16 protein-coding genes are annotated in these 15,594 nt (G+C 64.6%); 9 read left to right on the forward strand and 7 right to left on the reverse strand.

Annotation, left to right across the window (positions count from 1 at the left end; translation table 11 throughout):
* Positions 1-45 precede the first annotated feature (45 nt).
* The 5 genes from ACFP9U_RS16905 (at position 46) to ACFP9U_RS16925 (ending at position 4,088) form a co-directional block, all read left to right on the forward strand.
* Positions 46-1,092 carry a glycosyltransferase family 4 protein gene (locus tag ACFP9U_RS16905; RefSeq protein WP_378623258.1) on the forward strand — a complete coding sequence of 349 codons (1,047 nt, stop codon included), beginning with the start codon at positions 46-48 and terminating at the stop codon, positions 1,090-1,092.
* Complete coding sequence (locus ACFP9U_RS16910) at positions 1,089-1,847, forward strand: glycosyltransferase family 25 protein (RefSeq protein ID WP_378623235.1); 759 nt, start codon at positions 1,089-1,091, stop codon at positions 1,845-1,847. The genes ACFP9U_RS16905 and ACFP9U_RS16910 overlap by 4 nt, the downstream gene beginning before the upstream one ends.
* A 4-nt stretch (positions 1,848-1,851) precedes the next feature.
* Positions 1,852-2,532, forward strand: a complete 681-nt coding sequence (locus ACFP9U_RS16915) for a hypothetical protein (RefSeq protein ID WP_322451876.1) — start codon at positions 1,852-1,854, stop codon at positions 2,530-2,532.
* Complete coding sequence (locus tag ACFP9U_RS16920) at positions 2,522-3,223, forward strand: glycosyltransferase (RefSeq protein WP_378623237.1); 702 nt, start codon at positions 2,522-2,524, stop codon at positions 3,221-3,223. The genes ACFP9U_RS16915 and ACFP9U_RS16920 overlap by 11 nt, the downstream gene beginning before the upstream one ends.
* 79 nt (positions 3,224-3,302) lie before the next feature.
* Complete coding sequence (locus tag ACFP9U_RS16925) at positions 3,303-4,088, forward strand: glycosyltransferase family 25 protein (protein WP_378623239.1); 786 nt, start codon at positions 3,303-3,305, stop codon at positions 4,086-4,088.
* Here the strand turns inward: ACFP9U_RS16925 and ACFP9U_RS16930 are convergent.
* Positions 4,081-4,866 (reverse strand): glycosyltransferase family 25 protein, encoded by a 786-nt coding sequence (locus ACFP9U_RS16930; RefSeq protein WP_378623241.1) that lies wholly within the window; start codon positions 4,864-4,866, stop codon positions 4,081-4,083. The two genes, ACFP9U_RS16925 and ACFP9U_RS16930, sit on opposite strands and share 8 nt — an antisense overlap.
* A 94-nt stretch (positions 4,867-4,960) precedes the next feature.
* The gene (locus tag ACFP9U_RS16935) at positions 4,961-5,437 is read right to left on the reverse strand and encodes an Lrp/AsnC family transcriptional regulator (RefSeq protein ID WP_322451880.1); all 477 of its coding nucleotides are present in this window, start codon (positions 5,435-5,437) and stop codon (positions 4,961-4,963) included.
* 264 nt (positions 5,438-5,701) lie between these two features.
* On the opposite strand from ACFP9U_RS16935, the gene trxB reads away from it, so the two are divergent.
* Complete coding sequence (trxB, locus tag ACFP9U_RS16940) at positions 5,702-6,676, forward strand: thioredoxin-disulfide reductase (protein WP_378623243.1); 975 nt, start codon at positions 5,702-5,704, stop codon at positions 6,674-6,676.
* A 49-nt stretch (positions 6,677-6,725) separates the two neighbouring features.
* Positions 6,726-7,616, forward strand: a complete 891-nt coding sequence (locus ACFP9U_RS16945) for a LysR family transcriptional regulator (RefSeq protein ID WP_322451883.1) — start codon at positions 6,726-6,728, stop codon at positions 7,614-7,616.
* A 286-nt stretch (positions 7,617-7,902) separates the two neighbouring features.
* Here ACFP9U_RS16945 and ACFP9U_RS16950 read toward each other — a convergent pair whose 3' ends face one another.
* The 3 genes from ACFP9U_RS16950 to ACFP9U_RS16960 form a co-directional block, all read right to left on the reverse strand.
* Positions 7,903-9,918, reverse strand: a complete 2,016-nt coding sequence (locus ACFP9U_RS16950) for an elongation factor G (protein WP_378623245.1) — start codon at positions 9,916-9,918, stop codon at positions 7,903-7,905.
* A gap of 176 nt (positions 9,919-10,094) precedes the next feature.
* On the reverse strand, positions 10,095-11,609 hold the full coding sequence (locus ACFP9U_RS16955; RefSeq protein WP_378623247.1) for a putative bifunctional diguanylate cyclase/phosphodiesterase: 1,515 nt from the start codon (positions 11,607-11,609) through the stop codon (positions 10,095-10,097).
* A gap of 372 nt (positions 11,610-11,981) precedes the next feature.
* A complete protein-coding gene (locus ACFP9U_RS16960; RefSeq protein WP_378623249.1) occupies positions 11,982-13,184 on the reverse strand; it encodes a pyridoxal phosphate-dependent aminotransferase in 1,203 nt (400 codons plus the stop codon).
* 261 nt (positions 13,185-13,445) lie between these two features.
* Here ACFP9U_RS16960 and ACFP9U_RS16965 point away from each other — a divergent pair, with 261 nt between their 5' ends.
* Together ACFP9U_RS16965 and ACFP9U_RS16970 are read left to right on the forward strand one after the other, a co-directional pair.
* Positions 13,446-14,318 carry an EAL domain-containing protein gene (locus ACFP9U_RS16965; protein WP_378623251.1) on the forward strand — a complete coding sequence of 291 codons (873 nt, stop codon included), beginning with the start codon at positions 13,446-13,448 and terminating at the stop codon, positions 14,316-14,318.
* Positions 14,319-14,414: 96 nt separating this feature from the next.
* Positions 14,415-15,020, forward strand: coding sequence for a glutathione S-transferase family protein (locus ACFP9U_RS16970; protein ID WP_378623254.1), 606 nt, complete (start codon positions 14,415-14,417; stop codon positions 15,018-15,020).
* Between the two features lie 27 nt (positions 15,021-15,047).
* Here ACFP9U_RS16970 and ACFP9U_RS16975 read toward each other — a convergent pair whose 3' ends face one another.
* Positions 15,048-15,272, reverse strand: coding sequence for a hypothetical protein (locus ACFP9U_RS16975; RefSeq protein WP_378623256.1), 225 nt, complete (start codon positions 15,270-15,272; stop codon positions 15,048-15,050).
* A 172-nt stretch (positions 15,273-15,444) separates the two neighbouring features.
* Positions 15,445-15,594 (reverse strand): MGMT family protein (locus tag ACFP9U_RS16980; protein WP_378623260.1); only part of this gene is annotated, 150 nt, incomplete at its 5' end.

A 15,594-nucleotide genomic window follows, 5' to 3' on the forward strand; every position in this document is an offset into this window, starting at 1 on the left:
GTGACGGCGGGCGCAACGGCGCGTGCGGCGGCCGGGCCGCTCGACATGCGCCGGGTGGAGGTGGTGGCGCCGAATTTCAAGCGCCGCCTGTCCGGAGTCACCAGCACGGTGGTACAGCTCATTCCCCAGCAGGCCAATGCGCTCGGCATCGCCACGCTGGGGCCGGGCCTGCCGCGGGAGCTGCCGAAGATGCGCTGGTGGCAGCTTCCTGCCCTCTTCGCCAGGCCGGAGGGAAAACCCTTTCGCATCTGGCATGCCCGGCGCAACACGGAGATGCTGGCCGGCGTGGTGCTGAAGCACGTTCTGCGCGCGCCCTTGAAGCTCGTTTTCACCTCCGCCGCGCAGCGCCGCCACAGGGCCTATACGAAATGGCTGATCCGGCGCATGGATGCGGTGGTCGCCACCAGCGCGCGCTCCGGTTCGTTTCTCGATGTGCCGCACCGGGTGGTCATGCACGGCGTGGATACGGAGCGCTTTCATCCGCCGCGCGCCGCCGAGGACCGGTGGGAAGCGGCCGGGCTGCCGGGGCGTTACGGCGTCGGCTGTTTCGGGCGCGTCCGGCACCAGAAGGGCACCGACCTCTTCGTTAGCGCCATGATCGAGCTCCTGCCGCGCCATCCGGAATGGACGGCTGTCATCCTCGGTCGGGTGACGGCCGAGCATCGCGGCTTCGCGGAGGATTTGCGCCGCCGCATAGAGGCGGCGGGTCTTGCCGAGCGCATCCTGTTTCTCGGCGAGGTGCCGGATGTGCGGCCGTGGTACCGTCGCCTGTCCCTCTACGTCGCGCCCTCGCGCAACGAGGGGTTCGGGCTGACGCCGCTCGAGGCGATGGCCTCGCAGACGGCCGTCGTGGCGAGCGATGCCGGCGCCTATGCGGAGATGATCGAGCCGGGTAGGACGGGACAGGTGGTGCCGGCCGGCGATCAGGCAGCACTCACCGGGGCGATCGAGGCGTATCTGGCCGACCCCGAAACGACCGCCGCCCAGGGGAAGGAGGCACGGGCGCATGTCTGCGACGCGTTCGCGCTGGCCCGAGAGGCGGATACGCTGCGCGCGGTCTACGAAGACTTGTGGACGGCCCCCCACCCATGAAGACCGAGGCTTTCATCATCCATCTCAAACGCGCGCATGGCCGCGCCCCGCAGGTGGCGCGGCTGAAGGCGACATTGCCCATGCCGGCGACGGTGGTCGATGCCGTCGACGGGCAGGCGCTGTCGGAAGCGCAGATTGCCCGGGTCTACTGTCCGGCGCTCCATAGACCGCGCTATCCGTTCGCGTTGCGCCTTTCCGAGACCGCCTGCTTCCTCTCGCACCGAAAGGCGTGGCGGGAGATCGTCGACCGTGAACTCGATGCGGGGCTGATCGTCGAGGACGACGTGGAACTCGGTGACGGCTTTTCGGCGGTGCTCGACCTGGCCCTGTCGCGCCTCGACCGGGGCGAAATCGTGCGCTTCCCGAAGAAGGCGCGGGGGGAGCGTGGAAAGCTGGTCGCGCGCGCGGCCGCCGCGTGCATTGTCGCGCCGCGTCCGCCTCGGCTCGGCATGCAGGCGCAACTGGTCGGCCGCGATGCCGCACGCGCGCTTCTGGCCTTCACCGAGCGTTTCGACCGTCCGGTCGACACGACCATTCAGATGCAGTGGCTGCACGGCCTGCCCGTCCTGACGGCGATGCCGGTCGCCATCCGCGAGGTGGCGGGCGAGCTTGGAGGGACGACGGTGCAGGGGAAATCGAAGCCCATCCCCGAGATTCTTGCGCGCGAACTTCACCGCGCACGCTATCGGTTTGCGGTGAGGCTGTGCAATGTTCTAAACAGCCCCCCGGAAGCAACGGCCAGCCGCGAGAACTGAGTCTATGGCGAAAAAGCGATTGTTCATCGTCGGCAACGGCCCATTGCCCCATGACATGTCGGAACGTGTCGATGCGAGCGATCATGTGGTCCGGTTCAACGAACCGAAGGCGTCGATCGGCATGAGCGGCACGAAGACGAACTGGCTCTTCGTGTGCAACACCGGCAAGCCGATGCAGCGGCGGCTCAAGAATCGCGACTATCCAACCTCGCCGATCGTCCAGGCGGCCGAAATGGTCTTCCTGGTGATGCATCCGATCGCCGTTGAAAAATACGGCCTTCAGCCGAAATTCTTTTCCCGGCTCAAGGGACGGCGGGCGGAATGGACCTGGGCATCCTTGATGATGTACGGCGCGGCGGGCAAGATGGTCACCGTTCTCCCGCCCGCCTTCTACGAGGAGAGTTGCCTCGAACTGGGGGCCGATGCCGCGACCATGCTGGAAAGGCGCACATTCCCGAGCACCGGTTATATGGGTATCCGCTATGCGCTCGAGCGGCTTCCGGCCGACCGGTGGGAGGTGGAGATCGCCGGGTTCGGCTGGCAGGGCTGGCATCGCCACACATGGGCCGACGAGCGTGCATGGGTCGAGAAGAAGGCCAGGGAGCGCAACATGCGCATCTGGCTGACGGAGGATGAAGGCGGGAAGCGAGAAAACGAAACGGAAGGACTTGTCCATGGAAAATAAGCTCGACATCTACATCGGCTGGGATTCGCGCGAGCCGATTGCCTATGACGTCGCACGACAGACCCTGATCGAGCGGGCCAGCATCCCGGTCGAGGTGCATGCCATCAAGCTTGCCGACCTCGTGGACAAGGGAGCCTATACGCGGGAGATCGATCCGCTCGCCTCCACTGAATTCACCTATTCGCGCTTCTTCACGCCGTGGCTTGCCGACTACAAGGGCTGGGCGCTTTTCTGCGACTGCGATTTCCTGTTCCTGGACGATGTCGCCAAGCTCCTGGAATACCGGGACCCCTCCAAGGCGGTCCTGTGCGTCAAGCACGACTATACGCCGAAGGCGACCACCAAGATGGACGGCAAGGTTCAGACCGCCTATCCGCGCAAGAACTGGTCGTCCTTCATGCTCTTCAATTGCGAGCACCCGTCGACCAGGACGCTCACCCCGGACGTCATCAACCGCGAGTCGGGCGCGTATCTGCACCGCATGCAGTGGGCCAAGGACGAGGAGATCGGCGGCATTCCGGAAGCCTGGAACTGGCTGGAAGGCTGGAGCGAAAAGCCCGCCACCGGCACGCCGAGCGCCATCCATTTCACCAATGGCGGGCCGTGGTTCAAGGACTGGCAGGACGTCGATTACGGCGATCTCTGGAAGGCAGAGGCCTCCAAGATCGATCCGGACTGGAAGCCGATCTGAGATCGACCGGCACGTGGGGCAGGGCGTGTCCCTGCCCCATACCGCAGCAGAAAAGTGGGCGGCCCGGGCAGAACGACGGATGAAGCTCTTCCTCATCAATCTCGACCGCCAGCCCGAGCGCCTGCGGCGCATGACGAGCCTCTTCGAGGAACTCGGCCTTTCATTCACGCGCGTTGCGGCGGTGGATGGCGCACGTCTTTCGGGTGCGGAGATCGAGCGCTGGCGGGGTGCGCGCGCGCTGCGGGCGGGCGAGACGGCATGCTTTCTCAGCCATCGGGAATGCTGGCGGCGGATCATCGACGAAGGGCTTTCCCAGGCCGCCATTTTCGAGGACGATTTGCACGTGGGAGCCGGCGCATCAGCCCTTCTGGCGGATGGCGACTGGGTACCGGAGGATGCCGATGTCGTGAAGATCGAGACCAAGCTCCAGCGTGCACGCGTCGACAAGGCGCCGGCAGGCGCCGTCGGCGACCGCCGACTCCACCGGTTGCGAAGCAGGCACGCGGGAGCGGGCGGCTACATCGTGACGCGCAAGGGGGCGGAGAAGCTGTTGCGCATGTGCGCACGCTTCGACAGCCCGGTCGATCAGTTCATCTTCGACCCGGCGCTTCCCTCGGCGGCGTCACTCGTGATCTACCAGCTCTTGCCGGCCGTCTGCGTGCAGGATTTCGTCGTCAGGGAGCCGGAGGTCGCACTCGGGCTCGGCAGCGACCTGCACGGCGAACGCGTGGAGGACAAGCCGCGCGGGACGGCAAAGGCCTGGCGGGAGGTAAAACGCCCGTTCGTCCAGCTCGGCGGCCTTTTCTGGCGGCCATTGAGCGCCGCCGTGAGCGACAGGAAATGGGTGTTCGTCACCTTTACCTGAACGTGATCGCCCGCCGCTCCCTCTCCCCGACGAGGAGCAGCCCCTTCTCCCAGAGCCGCGTGCCCTTGCGCGCAAGGTATCGTCTCATGCCCCCGCCAACCCGGCGCTTTTCCGGCTCGGGATTTCTGTCGTTGCTGCTTTTAAGATGCGCCTCCTCTCCGTCGAGCCCGAGAAGCATTCCCTGGATGCAGGGCGCCGGATCAACCTGATAGAGGACGAGGCGCGGAAATTGCAGAGACTGGACGTTGAACAGGAATTCGTCCACCGGATCGGCAAAGGCCTCCGAAGCCGCCAGGAGCCGTTCAGCAGCCTTTCGTGAAATGACGTAGGCGCATGCACCCAGGTGCCGGCCATGCAGGCGGACGATCTTTCGTTCCGCGCTGGATGCCGCCGGCCGTGCGGTAACGGTGGCGCGAGCGAGAAAGGTTTCCAGCTTGACGATGTCGCCGTCGGCCGGGATCCAGTCGCCGGAAGACAAGAAGCGCGGCAGATCGGGCGAACACACTACGTCGTCCTCGAACACCGCGCCATACGGTTCTTCGGATTCGACGATCAGCCGCCAGGCCTTGCGATGGCTCTCGAAGCAGGCGATGGCGCCGGCGGAAATGGTGAAGCCGAGCAGGCCGGGGCGCCCGTCGGCGGCTTTGTCGGCGATCTCCTGGTCAAACTTGTCCACCGCCGTAACGCGAATCCAAGGTATCCCGAGTTCTTCGCCCTGGCGGATGACATGCGTCATGCGATCGCGATCGCGATCGAGATTGATAACGTAGGCTTTCATCGCGGCTATCCGTCAGGCGGGTGGGCGGAAACATGGATCATACACGTGTCTGACAGGAGAGGGAGTGTTACCGAAAGGACAGCACGTGCGAGCCTCACCTGTCGATCGCCACCAATCCTTCGTCCTTCACCTGGCGGATCGTCAGCGCCGTGCGCACGGTGTCGACATTGGGCGCGGAGGTGACCTCCTCGATGACGAAGTTCTGGAAGGTGGCAAGGTCGGTGGCCACGCAATGGAGCAGGAAGTCGGAATCGCCGGAGACCATCCAGGCGCGCCGCACGATCGGCCAGTTGCGCGTGCGCTCGGCGAAGGTTTTGAGCTCCACCTCCGATTGGTGGTGCAGGCCGATCAGGCAGAAGGCGACGACGTCATAGCCGAGCGCCGGGCTGTTCAGGATCGCGCGGTAGCCCTTGATGATGCCGTTTTCCTCCAGCCGCTTGACGCGCCGGAGGCAGGGCGGGGCGGAGATGCCCACCCGCTGTGACAGTTCGACATTGGTGATGCGGCCTTCATCCTGCAGTTCGCGGAGTATTTTCCAGTCGATGGCGTCCAAGTCTGCCTTCAGCGGCATCAGGCGATCCCGTTCCGTTTGCGCATGAATCTGTCGCGTTCGTGAAATAAAACCTATGCTATGCGACCCGTATAGCCAAGCATCTTGCCGGTTTGTGCGGGGATTTTATCGACAGGGCCGTTGGGGAACGAATGTCGCGCGACAATCTATAGCTGTTGGAAAACCGTTCTTCGCCTTGCGCCAGAGGGTGTGGAATAATTAGATCGGTAACGCTCGCGCGGCATTCCGGGCGGGCCTCGAAGCTTTTGGAAAGGACTTGCAGCCATGACCACCCGCCATGCGCCGGTTCTCATCGTCGGTTCGGGACCGGCCGGATACACGGCCGCGATCTATGCCGCGCGCGCCATGCTGAAGCCGATGCTCGTGGCCGGGCTGGAGCAGGGCGGGCAGCTGACGATCACGACGGACGTCGAGAACTATCCCGGCTTCGCCGATCCGATCCAGGGTCCGTGGCTGATGGAACAGATGCGCGCCCAGGCGGAGAACGTCGGATCGGAGATCGTCAGCGACCTGATCGTCGAAGCCGATCTGAAGCAGCGTCCCTTCCGGCTTATCGGCGATTCGGGCACGGTCTACACCTCGGACACGCTGATCATCGCCACCGGCGCCAAGGCCAAGTGGCTCGGCCTGCCCTCCGAGCAGACTTTCATGGGCTTCGGCGTGTCGGCCTGCGCCACCTGCGACGGCTTCTTCTATCGCGGCAAGGATGTCGTGGTCATCGGCGGCGGCAACACCGCCGTGGAGGAGGCGCTCTATCTGGCCAATCTGGCACGCAAGGTCACCGTCATCCACCGGCGCGGCGAGTTCCGTGCCGAGCGCATCCTGCAGGAACGCCTGTTCCAGAAGGACAATGTCCAGGTGATGTGGGACACGGTGCTGGACGAGATCACCGGCGAGACGCCCAAGCCGCCCTTGCCGCCGTCCGTCACCGGAATCCGGGTGCAGAACGTGAAGACGGGTGAGACCCGGGAAATGCCCGTCGACGGGGTGTTCGTGGCGATCGGCCACGCGCCGGCGGTGGAATTGTTCGAAGGGCAGTTGAAACAGAAGCCGAACGGATATCTGTGGACCGAACCGAACTCCACCCGCACCGATATGCCAGGCGTCTTCGCCGCCGGCGACGTCACCGACGATATCTATCGCCAGGCCGTGACGGCCGCGGGGCTCGGCTGCATGGCGGCGCTCGAGGCGGAGAAATATCTGGCGGAAATGGAGACGCGCCGCGAGGCGGCGGAATAAAGGCGGATTTTTCGTTTAACGCCCCAAAAATCAAGAGGGGAATTCGGCGTTGGACTGGGACAAGCTACGTGTGTTTCACGCCGCCGCGGCGGCGGGGTCGTTCACTCATGCGGCGGAAACGCTGCATCTTTCGCAGTCAGCGATTTCACGCCAGGTGAGCGCGCTGGAGCAGGAGGTCGGCGTGCCGCTCTTCCATCGGCACGCGCGCGGCCTGGTGCTGACTGAGCAGGGTGAAATCCTCTATCGCACCGCGCACGACGTACTTATGAAGCTCGAGAGCGTGAAGGTGCGGCTGTCGGAGACGAAGGACCGGCCATCGGGCGTTCTCAGGGTTTCCACCACGGTGGGGCTGGGCACCGGCTGGCTCACGGAACGGCTGCCCGAGTTCGGCGAGCTCTATCCCGATATCCAGCTTCAGCTCATCCTCGACAACGAGGAGCTGGATCTGACCATGCGCCAGGCCGACTGCGCCATACGCATGCGCCAGCCGCAGCAACCTGACCTTATCCAGCGCAAGCTGTTTACGGTGCATTTCCACCTCTACGCCTCGCCGGCTTATATCAACCGCTATGGCAAGCCGAGCTCGATCGATGATCTTGATCGCCATCGGATCGTCACCTTCGGGGAGGCGGTGCCGCCGCATCTGAGCGACATGAACTGGCTGGAAACGGCTGGCCGGCCGGATGGCGTGAAACGGCAGGTGCCGCTGCAGATCAACAACATCCTGTCCATCAAGCTTGCCGTGCAGCGGGCGGCGGGCATCGCCATGCTGCCCGATTACGTGGTGGGCGGCGAAAGCGGCCTGGTGCAGCTTCTGCCGGAAACGGCGGTGCCGTCCTTCGACACCTATTTCTGCTATCCGGACACGATGAAGAACCAGGCAAAACTCCAGGTCTTCAGGGATTTCCTCATCTCGAAATCGCGCACCTGGTCGTTCTGAAAAGGGCGATTCCGACCGCAGGCGCGGGCCGGTTTGGTGAACTGGCCGGATCACCCGGACGACTGGATCCCACAAGCTTCATGCAAAAATGCATGGCTGGAATGCAAAAAGCCCTGGTTGTTATTTGAGCAATGAATGCTCATATCGTGGTCACTCCCGGAGGCGTTCTCCTCCCATTAGCTTCCGCGAGTGTTCCCCTCTGGAGGTTTCGCCTTAACAGGCACTTCCAATACTTGAGCCGGATCCTTCGATCCGGCTCTTTTTTATTGGCACATCGTCTGCTGCCTCAGGCGGCCTTGCCCGTGCCCTTGCCGTTCAGAACATCCTCCGCCAGCCGGCCCGTCAGTTCCGCCATGTGGTCGAAGGCGGCGCGGTATGTCGCGGCACCGACTGTGGCCGAGCGCAATTCAATGATCAGGCTGCCGATCTCGGCTTCGGGCATCATGGCCTCCACCCGGTCCCATCCGGGGCAATCGGTGCGCGTGTCGAAACCCAGGATCTGGCCGCGCCTTTGCGACAGGATCGCGGTGACGCGCGCCGTCGCGTCCGAGGGCGTGTCGACCTCCACCTTGAGGAAAGGTTCCAGAAGCACCGGGCTGGCGCCCGTCAGCCCCTCGCGCATGGCAAGGCGTGCGGCCATCTGGAAGGCCATGTCGGAGGAGTCGACGGAGTGGTAGGAGCCGTCCGCCAGGTTCACGGCAATGTCCACGACCGGGAAGCCGAGCGGCCCCTTTTTCAGCGCCTCGCGCACGCCCGTCTCCACGGAAGGGATATACTGCTTGGGCACCACTCCCCCGGTAATGGTTTCGGTGAATTCGAAGCCGCTGCCGCGGGGCAGGGGACGGATGTCCAGGACGACATCGCCGAACTGGCCATGGCCGCCCGACTGCTTCTTGTGGCGGCCGCGCTGGGTGACGGGTTTCCTGATCGTTTCCCGATAGGGAATCGTGGGAGCACGCGCTTCGACCGAAAGCTGATATTTGCCTTCCAGGCGTTCCTTGGCCAGGCGCAGATGCATCTCCCCCTGTCCGCACAGCACCGTTTCGCCCGTATCCTGGTTCTGCCGCAGAACGAGCGCGGGATCTTCCTGAATGAGCTTCTGCAATGCCGTGCTGAGCTTGACCTCGTCCTTGCGCTCGCGCGGGGCGAGTGCCATGGCGAACACCGGATAGGGGGCGGAAAGCACGGCAAGCTGGTGCGCCGCCGCCTTGCCGGCCGTCAGCGTATCGCCCGTATTGGCGCCGTCGAGCTTTCCAAGCGCCACCGTCTCCCCCTCGGCGGCGGATGCGCGCTTCGTCTGCTCGCGTTCCGCCAGCGCATAAAGGCCGGAAGCGCGGCCCGCCCCCGGGATCTCCATGCCGTCAGATATACCGCCCGAAAGGACCCGGACCATGGAGAGCTTGCCCCCGTGGCCGGCATGGATCGTCTTCATCACCTGGAGGACGGTGTCGCCGGTGCTCTCGAGTCCCAGGCGCTCGCGCGTGGTCGCGACGCCCGGCACGTCATGGCGAACGGTCTTCAAAAGGCGCAGCACGCCGTTGCCCTTCTCGGCGGCGCCGATCAGGACGGGCGTGACGGCGCCCGCGCGCAGATCCGCGGTCAGGTCGTCGAAAACGGCATCGCGCGGCGGCTCGATCTCCTCAAGAAGCTGTTCCATCAGCGCGTCGTCGTGGTCGGCCAGGGTCTCCAGCATGGAGAAACGGGCTTCGACCTCGCGCGCCTTCTCGTCGTCCGGTATGGGCGCGATTTCGCTGGGCGCGTGCTCGCGGTAGACGTAGGCGCGCTCCAACGCCAGATCGATGGAGCCGACCACGATGCTGTCCTTGCGCAATGGAATCTGGCGCAGGAGCAGTGGCGCCTGGCTGACGGGCTGCAGCGACTTTAGCGTCTCGCGCACCCCGGCGCTGCTCTTGTCGATCTTGTTGAGGAAGAGAACGCGCGGCAGCCCGATCGCATCCAGCCGGCGCAGGATGATCTGCAGGGCGGAAAGCTTCTTGTCGTCGGCCTCGACCACCACGATCGCCGCATCGGCCGCGGCGAGCACCGGCTCGGCTTCGGCGGCGAATTCGACAGAGCCGGGACAGTCGACGAAGGTGATGCTTTCGCCCATGAAGGTCGTGGTGGCGAAGGTGGCCTCCACACTCATGGCGGCGGTACGGGCGGGGCCATGACCGGCGGCTTGGTCCGTTTCGGTCGCCCGGGCCAGGATCGCGTTGAAAAGTGTGGTCTTGCCGCTTTCCAAGGGGCCGAGGATGGCGATGCACTTCGGCCCGGTGTGCCTTTCTCCTGCGCGTGCTCCCATGATTTGCCGACCTCCTCTCACGCGTCCTCCCACGAGCGGCGGCCGGCCTGGGGCGGCCGTCGCGCCGGCGGAGACCTCCGGTCGTCCGCCGTCACGGTATCGTCACACGGGTTTGGCTGCCGGGCAAGGGGGAAGGCGTAGGGCGGAGGGAAAAGCCACCGGACCCGGTCTATGGATCAGGCGACCAGAAGCGCTCCTTTTCCATCGCCGGGCAAGATGAAACGCTCGGGCCTTCCGAACAGAAAACCTTGGAAGCGTGTACATCCAGCCGCTCGCGCGAACTCGAACTCCGCTTCGGTCTCGATCCCCTCGGCGACGATGGTCAGGCCCTGGATGCGGGCGATCTGGGCGAGCGCGGAAACGAAGACCTGGGCGATGCCGTCGCTGCCGAGATTGCGGATATAGCTGCGGTCGATCTTGATGCAGTCGATCGGCAGAGTCTTGATATAGTTGAAGCCGCAATGGCCTGTGCCGAAATCGTCGAGAGCGATCCTGAACCCCATCTTGCGCAACGCTTCGATGCGGCCGATGACCTCCGGACTGGCCGCCGTCGCCACGGTTTCGGTGATTTCAAGCACGAAGCGCTCGGCGCTGCATCCCGTTTCATGAAGGACGCGACGCATCATGGAGACGACCTCGTCGCGCTTGAGCTGCTCGCCGGAGACATTGATGCTGATGCGCCGGTCCGGCATGCTCGGCGCATCCTTGCACGCGCGGCGGAAGACCCATTCGCCGAGCTGGTCGATGAGGTTCGATCGCTCGGCGGTCGGAATGAAGTCGGCCGGCGAGATCATGCCGCGCAAGGGATGGCGCCAGCGCACCAGCCCCTCCACGGCCATGGCGGAGCGGGCGGCGTCGGTTACGGGCTGGTAGTGCAGCTCGAGCTCGTTCAAATAGATCGCCGCCCGCAATTCACGCTCGACGTAGCGCCGGTGGCGCTTCTCCGAGAGCATTTCTCCGTCGAACGGCGTGGCCTTGCTGCGGCCGCCGCTCTTGCTTTCGTAAAGGGCCAGGTCGGCGAGGATCATCAATTCCTTGGCGGTGGTGGCGTGCTGGGGCGCCGCGGCGATGCCGATCGATGCGCTCAGCGGGATTACCGACCCTTCGTGAACGACGCCGGCGCCCAGCTTCTCGATCAGGTGTCGCGCGCGCCTTTCAGCCCGTTTCAACTCGTTGCCGGGCATGATGATGCCGAACTCGTCGCCGCCGAGCCGGCCGACATCGCAATCCGAGAAGCTGGCGCGCATGCATTCGGCGAAATGCGCCAGCGCCTTGTCTCCGAAATGGTGGCCGAAGCTGTCGTTCAGCCGCTTGAAATGGTCGAGGTCGACGAGAAGCAGGGTGACCTTGCGGTGACGCGTCAGCGTCCCGACACTTTCATTGAGCGCCTCGAGAAACACGTGGCGCATCATGGTCCCGGTCATCAGGTCCGTGTCGATGAGCTTCTGCATCTTCGCCTCGGCCGTTTCCGCTTGGTCGAGGCGGTGGGTGACTGCCCGACGCAGATAGGCGAGCAGGCCGCTCCCTGCGGCCGATGCGGCCGCGGCGGCCGGCATCAGCCACGACGCTGCGATCTCCTGCCACGCAAGGGCCGTCGACAGAGCCGCCGCACCGGTTGCCGTCAGCAAGAGCCCCTGGATCGCGGCGTAGACCGGACCCCCGTGGCTTCTTATCGTGGAAAGAATCTTCATTGGCCGCCCCCAATATCCCTATGAACCCCCGGGTAAGAAGAAACGAGCAATCCTTTAAGTCAGGTGAACGAATGCTGCGCCGCACCCAAAAACCGGCAGCGACTTAAGAATGCACCAGCGGCGGTGCGACCACACACCAGCGCAAGGCATCTCGGCCGGCGGCCGGATCGAACGCCGGATCCGGCCCACCGCCCGCCGCGTGTCGTTCCGTAGGCCAGCGCGTCGGCGGAGGCTATCCGGGTTCATTCCGTGATGCTTTGGCCCGGCGCAAACCGTTCCGGAATGGATCCCGGCTCGCGGTCGCTTGCGCTCCCTTGGCCGGGATGACGCGCGAAGGCGGGCGCGCCTGATGCATCCGTCTGCGGTCAGCGGCTACTTTAATTCGGCGGTGAAGCGCTGGATGCGTTTGCAGGCTTCTTCCAGCTGGGCCTCGGACGTAGCGTAGGAGATGCGGAAGTTCGGCCCCAGCCCGAAGGCCGAGCCATGCACCACGGCCACGCCCTCCGCCTCCAGGAGCTCGGTTACGAAATCGGCATCGCTCTCAATCACCTTGCCGGAGGGCGCCTTTTTGCCGATCGTGCCAGCGCAGGAGGGATAGACGTAGAAAGCGCCTTCGGGCACCGGGCAGTCGATGCCGTTCGCCTGGTTGAGCATCGAGACCACGAGATCGCGGCGGCCCTGGAAGATTTTCTGGTTGCGCGGGATGAAGTCCTGCGGTCCGGTGAGCGCTTCCAGCGCGGCCCATTGGCTGATGGTCGCGGCACCCGAGGTCTGTTGGCCCTGGATGGTATCCATCGCCTTGATGAGTTCGATCGGACCTGCCGCATAGCCGATGCGCCAGCCGGTCATGGCGTAGGCCTTGGAGACGCCGTTCATGGTCAGCGTGCGCTCATAAAGGCGCGGCTCCACCTCGGCGATGGTGCGGAAGGTGAAATCGCCGTAGGTCAGGTGCTCGTACATATCGTCGGTCAGCACCCAGACATGGGGATGCCGCAGGAGCACCTCCGCCAGCGCCTTCAATTCCCCGCCCGTATAAGCCGCGCCCGAGGGATTGGACGGCGAGTTCATGATGAGCCATTTGGTTCTGGGTGTGATCGCCTTCTCCAGCGCTTCCGGCTGCAGCTTGAAGCTGTCCTCCAGTCGGGTTTCGGCAAGAACTGTCTCGCCGCCGCAGATCGCCACCATCTCCGGGTAGCTGACCCAGTAAGGGGTAGGGATGACCACCTCGTCGCCGGGGTTGAGCGTGGCCATGAAGGCGTTGAAGAGGATCTGCTTGCCCCCGGTGCCGACGATCGCCTGTTTCCAGTCGTAGTCGAGATTGTTCTCACGCTTGAACTTGGCGGCGACCGCCTCGCGCAGGGGCTGGATGCCGGAGACAGGCGGATACTTGGTCTCGCCGCGATTGATGGCGTCGATCGCCGCTTTCTTGATGTTCTCCGGCGTGTCGAAATCGGGTTCGCCCGCGCCCAGGCCGATGACGTCGCGGCCCTGCTCCTTCAGCTCGCGCGCCTTCTGGGTCACGGCGATGGTGGCGGAAGGTTTCACACGTGAAAGGGCATCGGCGAGGAAGGCCATGGCAGGATCGCTCCTATGGGAATTTTCGTTTTCTCGGCACGGCGAGCACAGGGGCCTTATTGGCGTATTGCGCGGGGAATCGCAAGGCTGGCACCGCCTTCATGGGCCCGTTAACGCGCGATCAATCCTTCTCGTGGCAGTTTCGGGGACATTGTCGAATATTCAATAGATAGAACAACAGGGAAGGTGTCGGTGTTTCGCTGCTTCGATCCGAAGATTGTCGCCGCTCGGGCATGCCGTGCGGGGCGCGGAGACTGATCCATGAGCAAGGGGGGCAGTCTCGCCGAGCGCATCGAGGATGCGATTCTGGTCGATGAGGTGGGGATCGAGACCGGACGCTACGGACCGTATTTCCTGAAGACGCTCTACCGGCCGGTTCTGCGGCGCACGGATGCCGGCCTGCTTCCGTGCGGCGTCAAGGCGCTGACCGGCATCTTCCGCGACGGAGAGCCCGTGGCGCACTCCGTCTTCCTGGAGGACGTGCCGGGGCAGGACCGCTGGTTCATTTCCTGTCTGTGTCGCATGCTTCACCTGCGCAACTATTATAACGCCGATGCGGAGGATCTGCCGCTCTTTCTGGGCCGACCGCCTTTTGCGGGGCCCGATCTGGAGTCCATCCTGGATCACGTGGACGCGGCCGCCGAATGCCTGGACCAGATGGGGCTGGATCCGATGCTCGTCTTCTGGGAAGTGGACGATGACGCCGAGGGTACCGTCCAGCTTGAACTCGCTGCTTGCCTGCGCCGTCACCGGTTGGGTGTAGCGGTCGCGGATTTCGGCGTCGATGATGCGACGCTTTCGCGCGTGCGCGACCTCGATCCCGACGTGGTCAGCCTGAACGGACTGTGGTTCCAGCGCATCGCCGAGGTTCCGATCGCGGCGCGGCTCCTTTCCACCCTGGTCGACGCGCTTCGGCGCGAGGGCAAGCAGGTCCTTGCCGAGGGCATCGAATCGCCATCCCACCTGCACGTGGCGCTGGAGGTAGGCGCCGACTTCGTCTCCGGAGACCTGCTCCGGCCGGCCCGGCTCGCCGGGACGATCTTCGATACCGAGCCGGTGAGCCTCGACCGGTTCGCCGCGCCGGACGACAAGGTGGTGTCGCTGTTTTCCGACCGCGGAGGCCGTCCCGCCTGAGCGGCTTGCGAACAATCCCATTGATGCTTCCTGCAGGATTATTCATTGGTGCGGGGAGACCACCCACGCTATCGCACAGGCGTTACGGAGGGTGTAATGAAGCTTTACGGGATGACGGACAGCGGCAACTGCTACAAGCCGCGGCTGCTTTTGGCCAAGCTCGGCATCCCCTATACCCATGTCGAAACCAGTTCGCGTGACGGGACGACCAGGCAGGCGGCATTCCTGGCCAGGAATCCGAACGGCAAGGTGCCGGTGCTCGAACTCGACGACGGGCGGTTCCTTTCCGAATCCAACGCCATCCTGCTCTATCTGGCCGAGGGGACGCGCTTTCTGCCCGGTGATGCCTTTGCGCGCGCGGTGGTTTATCAGTGGCTTTTCTTCGAGCAGTACAGCCATGAGCCGAACATTGCGGTGCGGCGGTCGCTGATCACCTATCCCGAGCGGGCGGCGATGGCCACGCCCGAGCGGATGGCGCAAACGCTCGAGGGCGGCAACAGGGCGCTGGGCGTCCTGGAGCGGCAGTTGTCACGCACGCCTTTCCTGGCGGGCGAGACTCTCAGTGTTGCCGACATCGCGCTCTACGCCTACACGCACGATGCGGATGTCGGCGGCTTCACCCTTTCGGATTTCCCTGCAGTCTCTGCCTGGCTGAAAAGGGTGGAGGCCGACCCCGGCCATGTGCCGATGCTCGGGCGCTGACGGCGCCGCCGAAGGTAGGGGCGAGCCTCAGGCGACGGCGCGCAACGGTCTTTTCTCGCCCGCTTCCTTCATGGTCCGCATCTTTTCCAGCACGGCGTTGAGCTCGTCCATGTCGACGTAGAAGACGCGGGCGAGGTGGACCGGAATGAGTTCTTCGGGAACGCCTCTTTCCATCAGCTTCTCGACGGCGAGCGTGAGATGGGCGCGCTCGGTCAGGCGTGATTTGATGCAGTCTTCCCGGATATGATGCATATCTTCCCCCTGGCTGCTCGGCATCGTCCGGCCCCTGAGCGGACGTGCCGTGATCAATGCCGAAAACGCGGCAGCACACGCGGAAGTACTGGCGGCGCGGGCGAATCAGCCCGCCGCCCATTATGGCGCGCGCGAATCAGTGTGCAAGGGTGCAGCCCGGCGCTCGTGCAGATCAGAAGCCGAAAGAAGCCTGGGCGGGCTCGGCATCGGGGGGAACGGCGCGCTCCAGCGCCAGCATCCTGCGCTTGGTGGTGGTGCCGCCGGGCGCGGAGAAGCCGCCCAGCCTGCCGCCGGCGACCATGATGCGGTGGCACGGCACGAT

Origin of the sequence: Nitratireductor sp. GCM10026969 (assembly GCF_042660605.1) — a bacterium.
In the GTDB taxonomy this organism is placed as follows: Bacteria; Pseudomonadota; Alphaproteobacteria; order Rhizobiales; family Rhizobiaceae; genus Chelativorans.

Coding starts and splice junctions, on each gene's coding strand:
- ACFP9U_RS16905 (WP_378623258.1), top strand. CDS start 46: ATGCGCCGGGTGGAGGTGGTGGCGCCGAATTTCAAGCGCCGCCTGTCC.
- ACFP9U_RS16910 (WP_378623235.1), top strand. CDS start 1,089: ATGAAGACCGAGGCTTTCATCATCCATCTCAAACGCGCGCATGGCCGC.
- ACFP9U_RS16915 (WP_322451876.1), top strand. CDS start 1,852: ATGGCGAAAAAGCGATTGTTCATCGTCGGCAACGGCCCATTGCCCCAT.
- ACFP9U_RS16920 (WP_378623237.1), top strand. CDS start 2,522: ATGGAAAATAAGCTCGACATCTACATCGGCTGGGATTCGCGCGAGCCG.
- ACFP9U_RS16925 (WP_378623239.1), top strand. CDS start 3,303: ATGAAGCTCTTCCTCATCAATCTCGACCGCCAGCCCGAGCGCCTGCGG.
- ACFP9U_RS16930 (WP_378623241.1), bottom strand. CDS start 4,866: ATGAAAGCCTACGTTATCAATCTCGATCGCGATCGCGATCGCATGACG.
- ACFP9U_RS16935 (WP_322451880.1), bottom strand. CDS start 5,437: ATGCCGCTGAAGGCAGACTTGGACGCCATCGACTGGAAAATACTCCGC.
- trxB (WP_378623243.1), top strand. CDS start 5,702: ATGACCACCCGCCATGCGCCGGTTCTCATCGTCGGTTCGGGACCGGCC.
- ACFP9U_RS16950 (WP_378623245.1), bottom strand. CDS start 9,918: ATGGGAGCACGCGCAGGAGAAAGGCACACCGGGCCGAAGTGCATCGCC.
- ACFP9U_RS16955 (WP_378623247.1), bottom strand. CDS start 11,609: ATGAAGATTCTTTCCACGATAAGAAGCCACGGGGGTCCGGTCTACGCC.
- ACFP9U_RS16960 (WP_378623249.1), bottom strand. CDS start 13,184: ATGGCCTTCCTCGCCGATGCCCTTTCACGTGTGAAACCTTCCGCCACC.
- ACFP9U_RS16965 (WP_378623251.1), top strand. CDS start 13,446: ATGAGCAAGGGGGGCAGTCTCGCCGAGCGCATCGAGGATGCGATTCTG.
- ACFP9U_RS16970 (WP_378623254.1), top strand. CDS start 14,415: ATGAAGCTTTACGGGATGACGGACAGCGGCAACTGCTACAAGCCGCGG.
- ACFP9U_RS16975 (WP_378623256.1), bottom strand. CDS start 15,272: ATGCATCATATCCGGGAAGACTGCATCAAATCACGCCTGACCGAGCGC.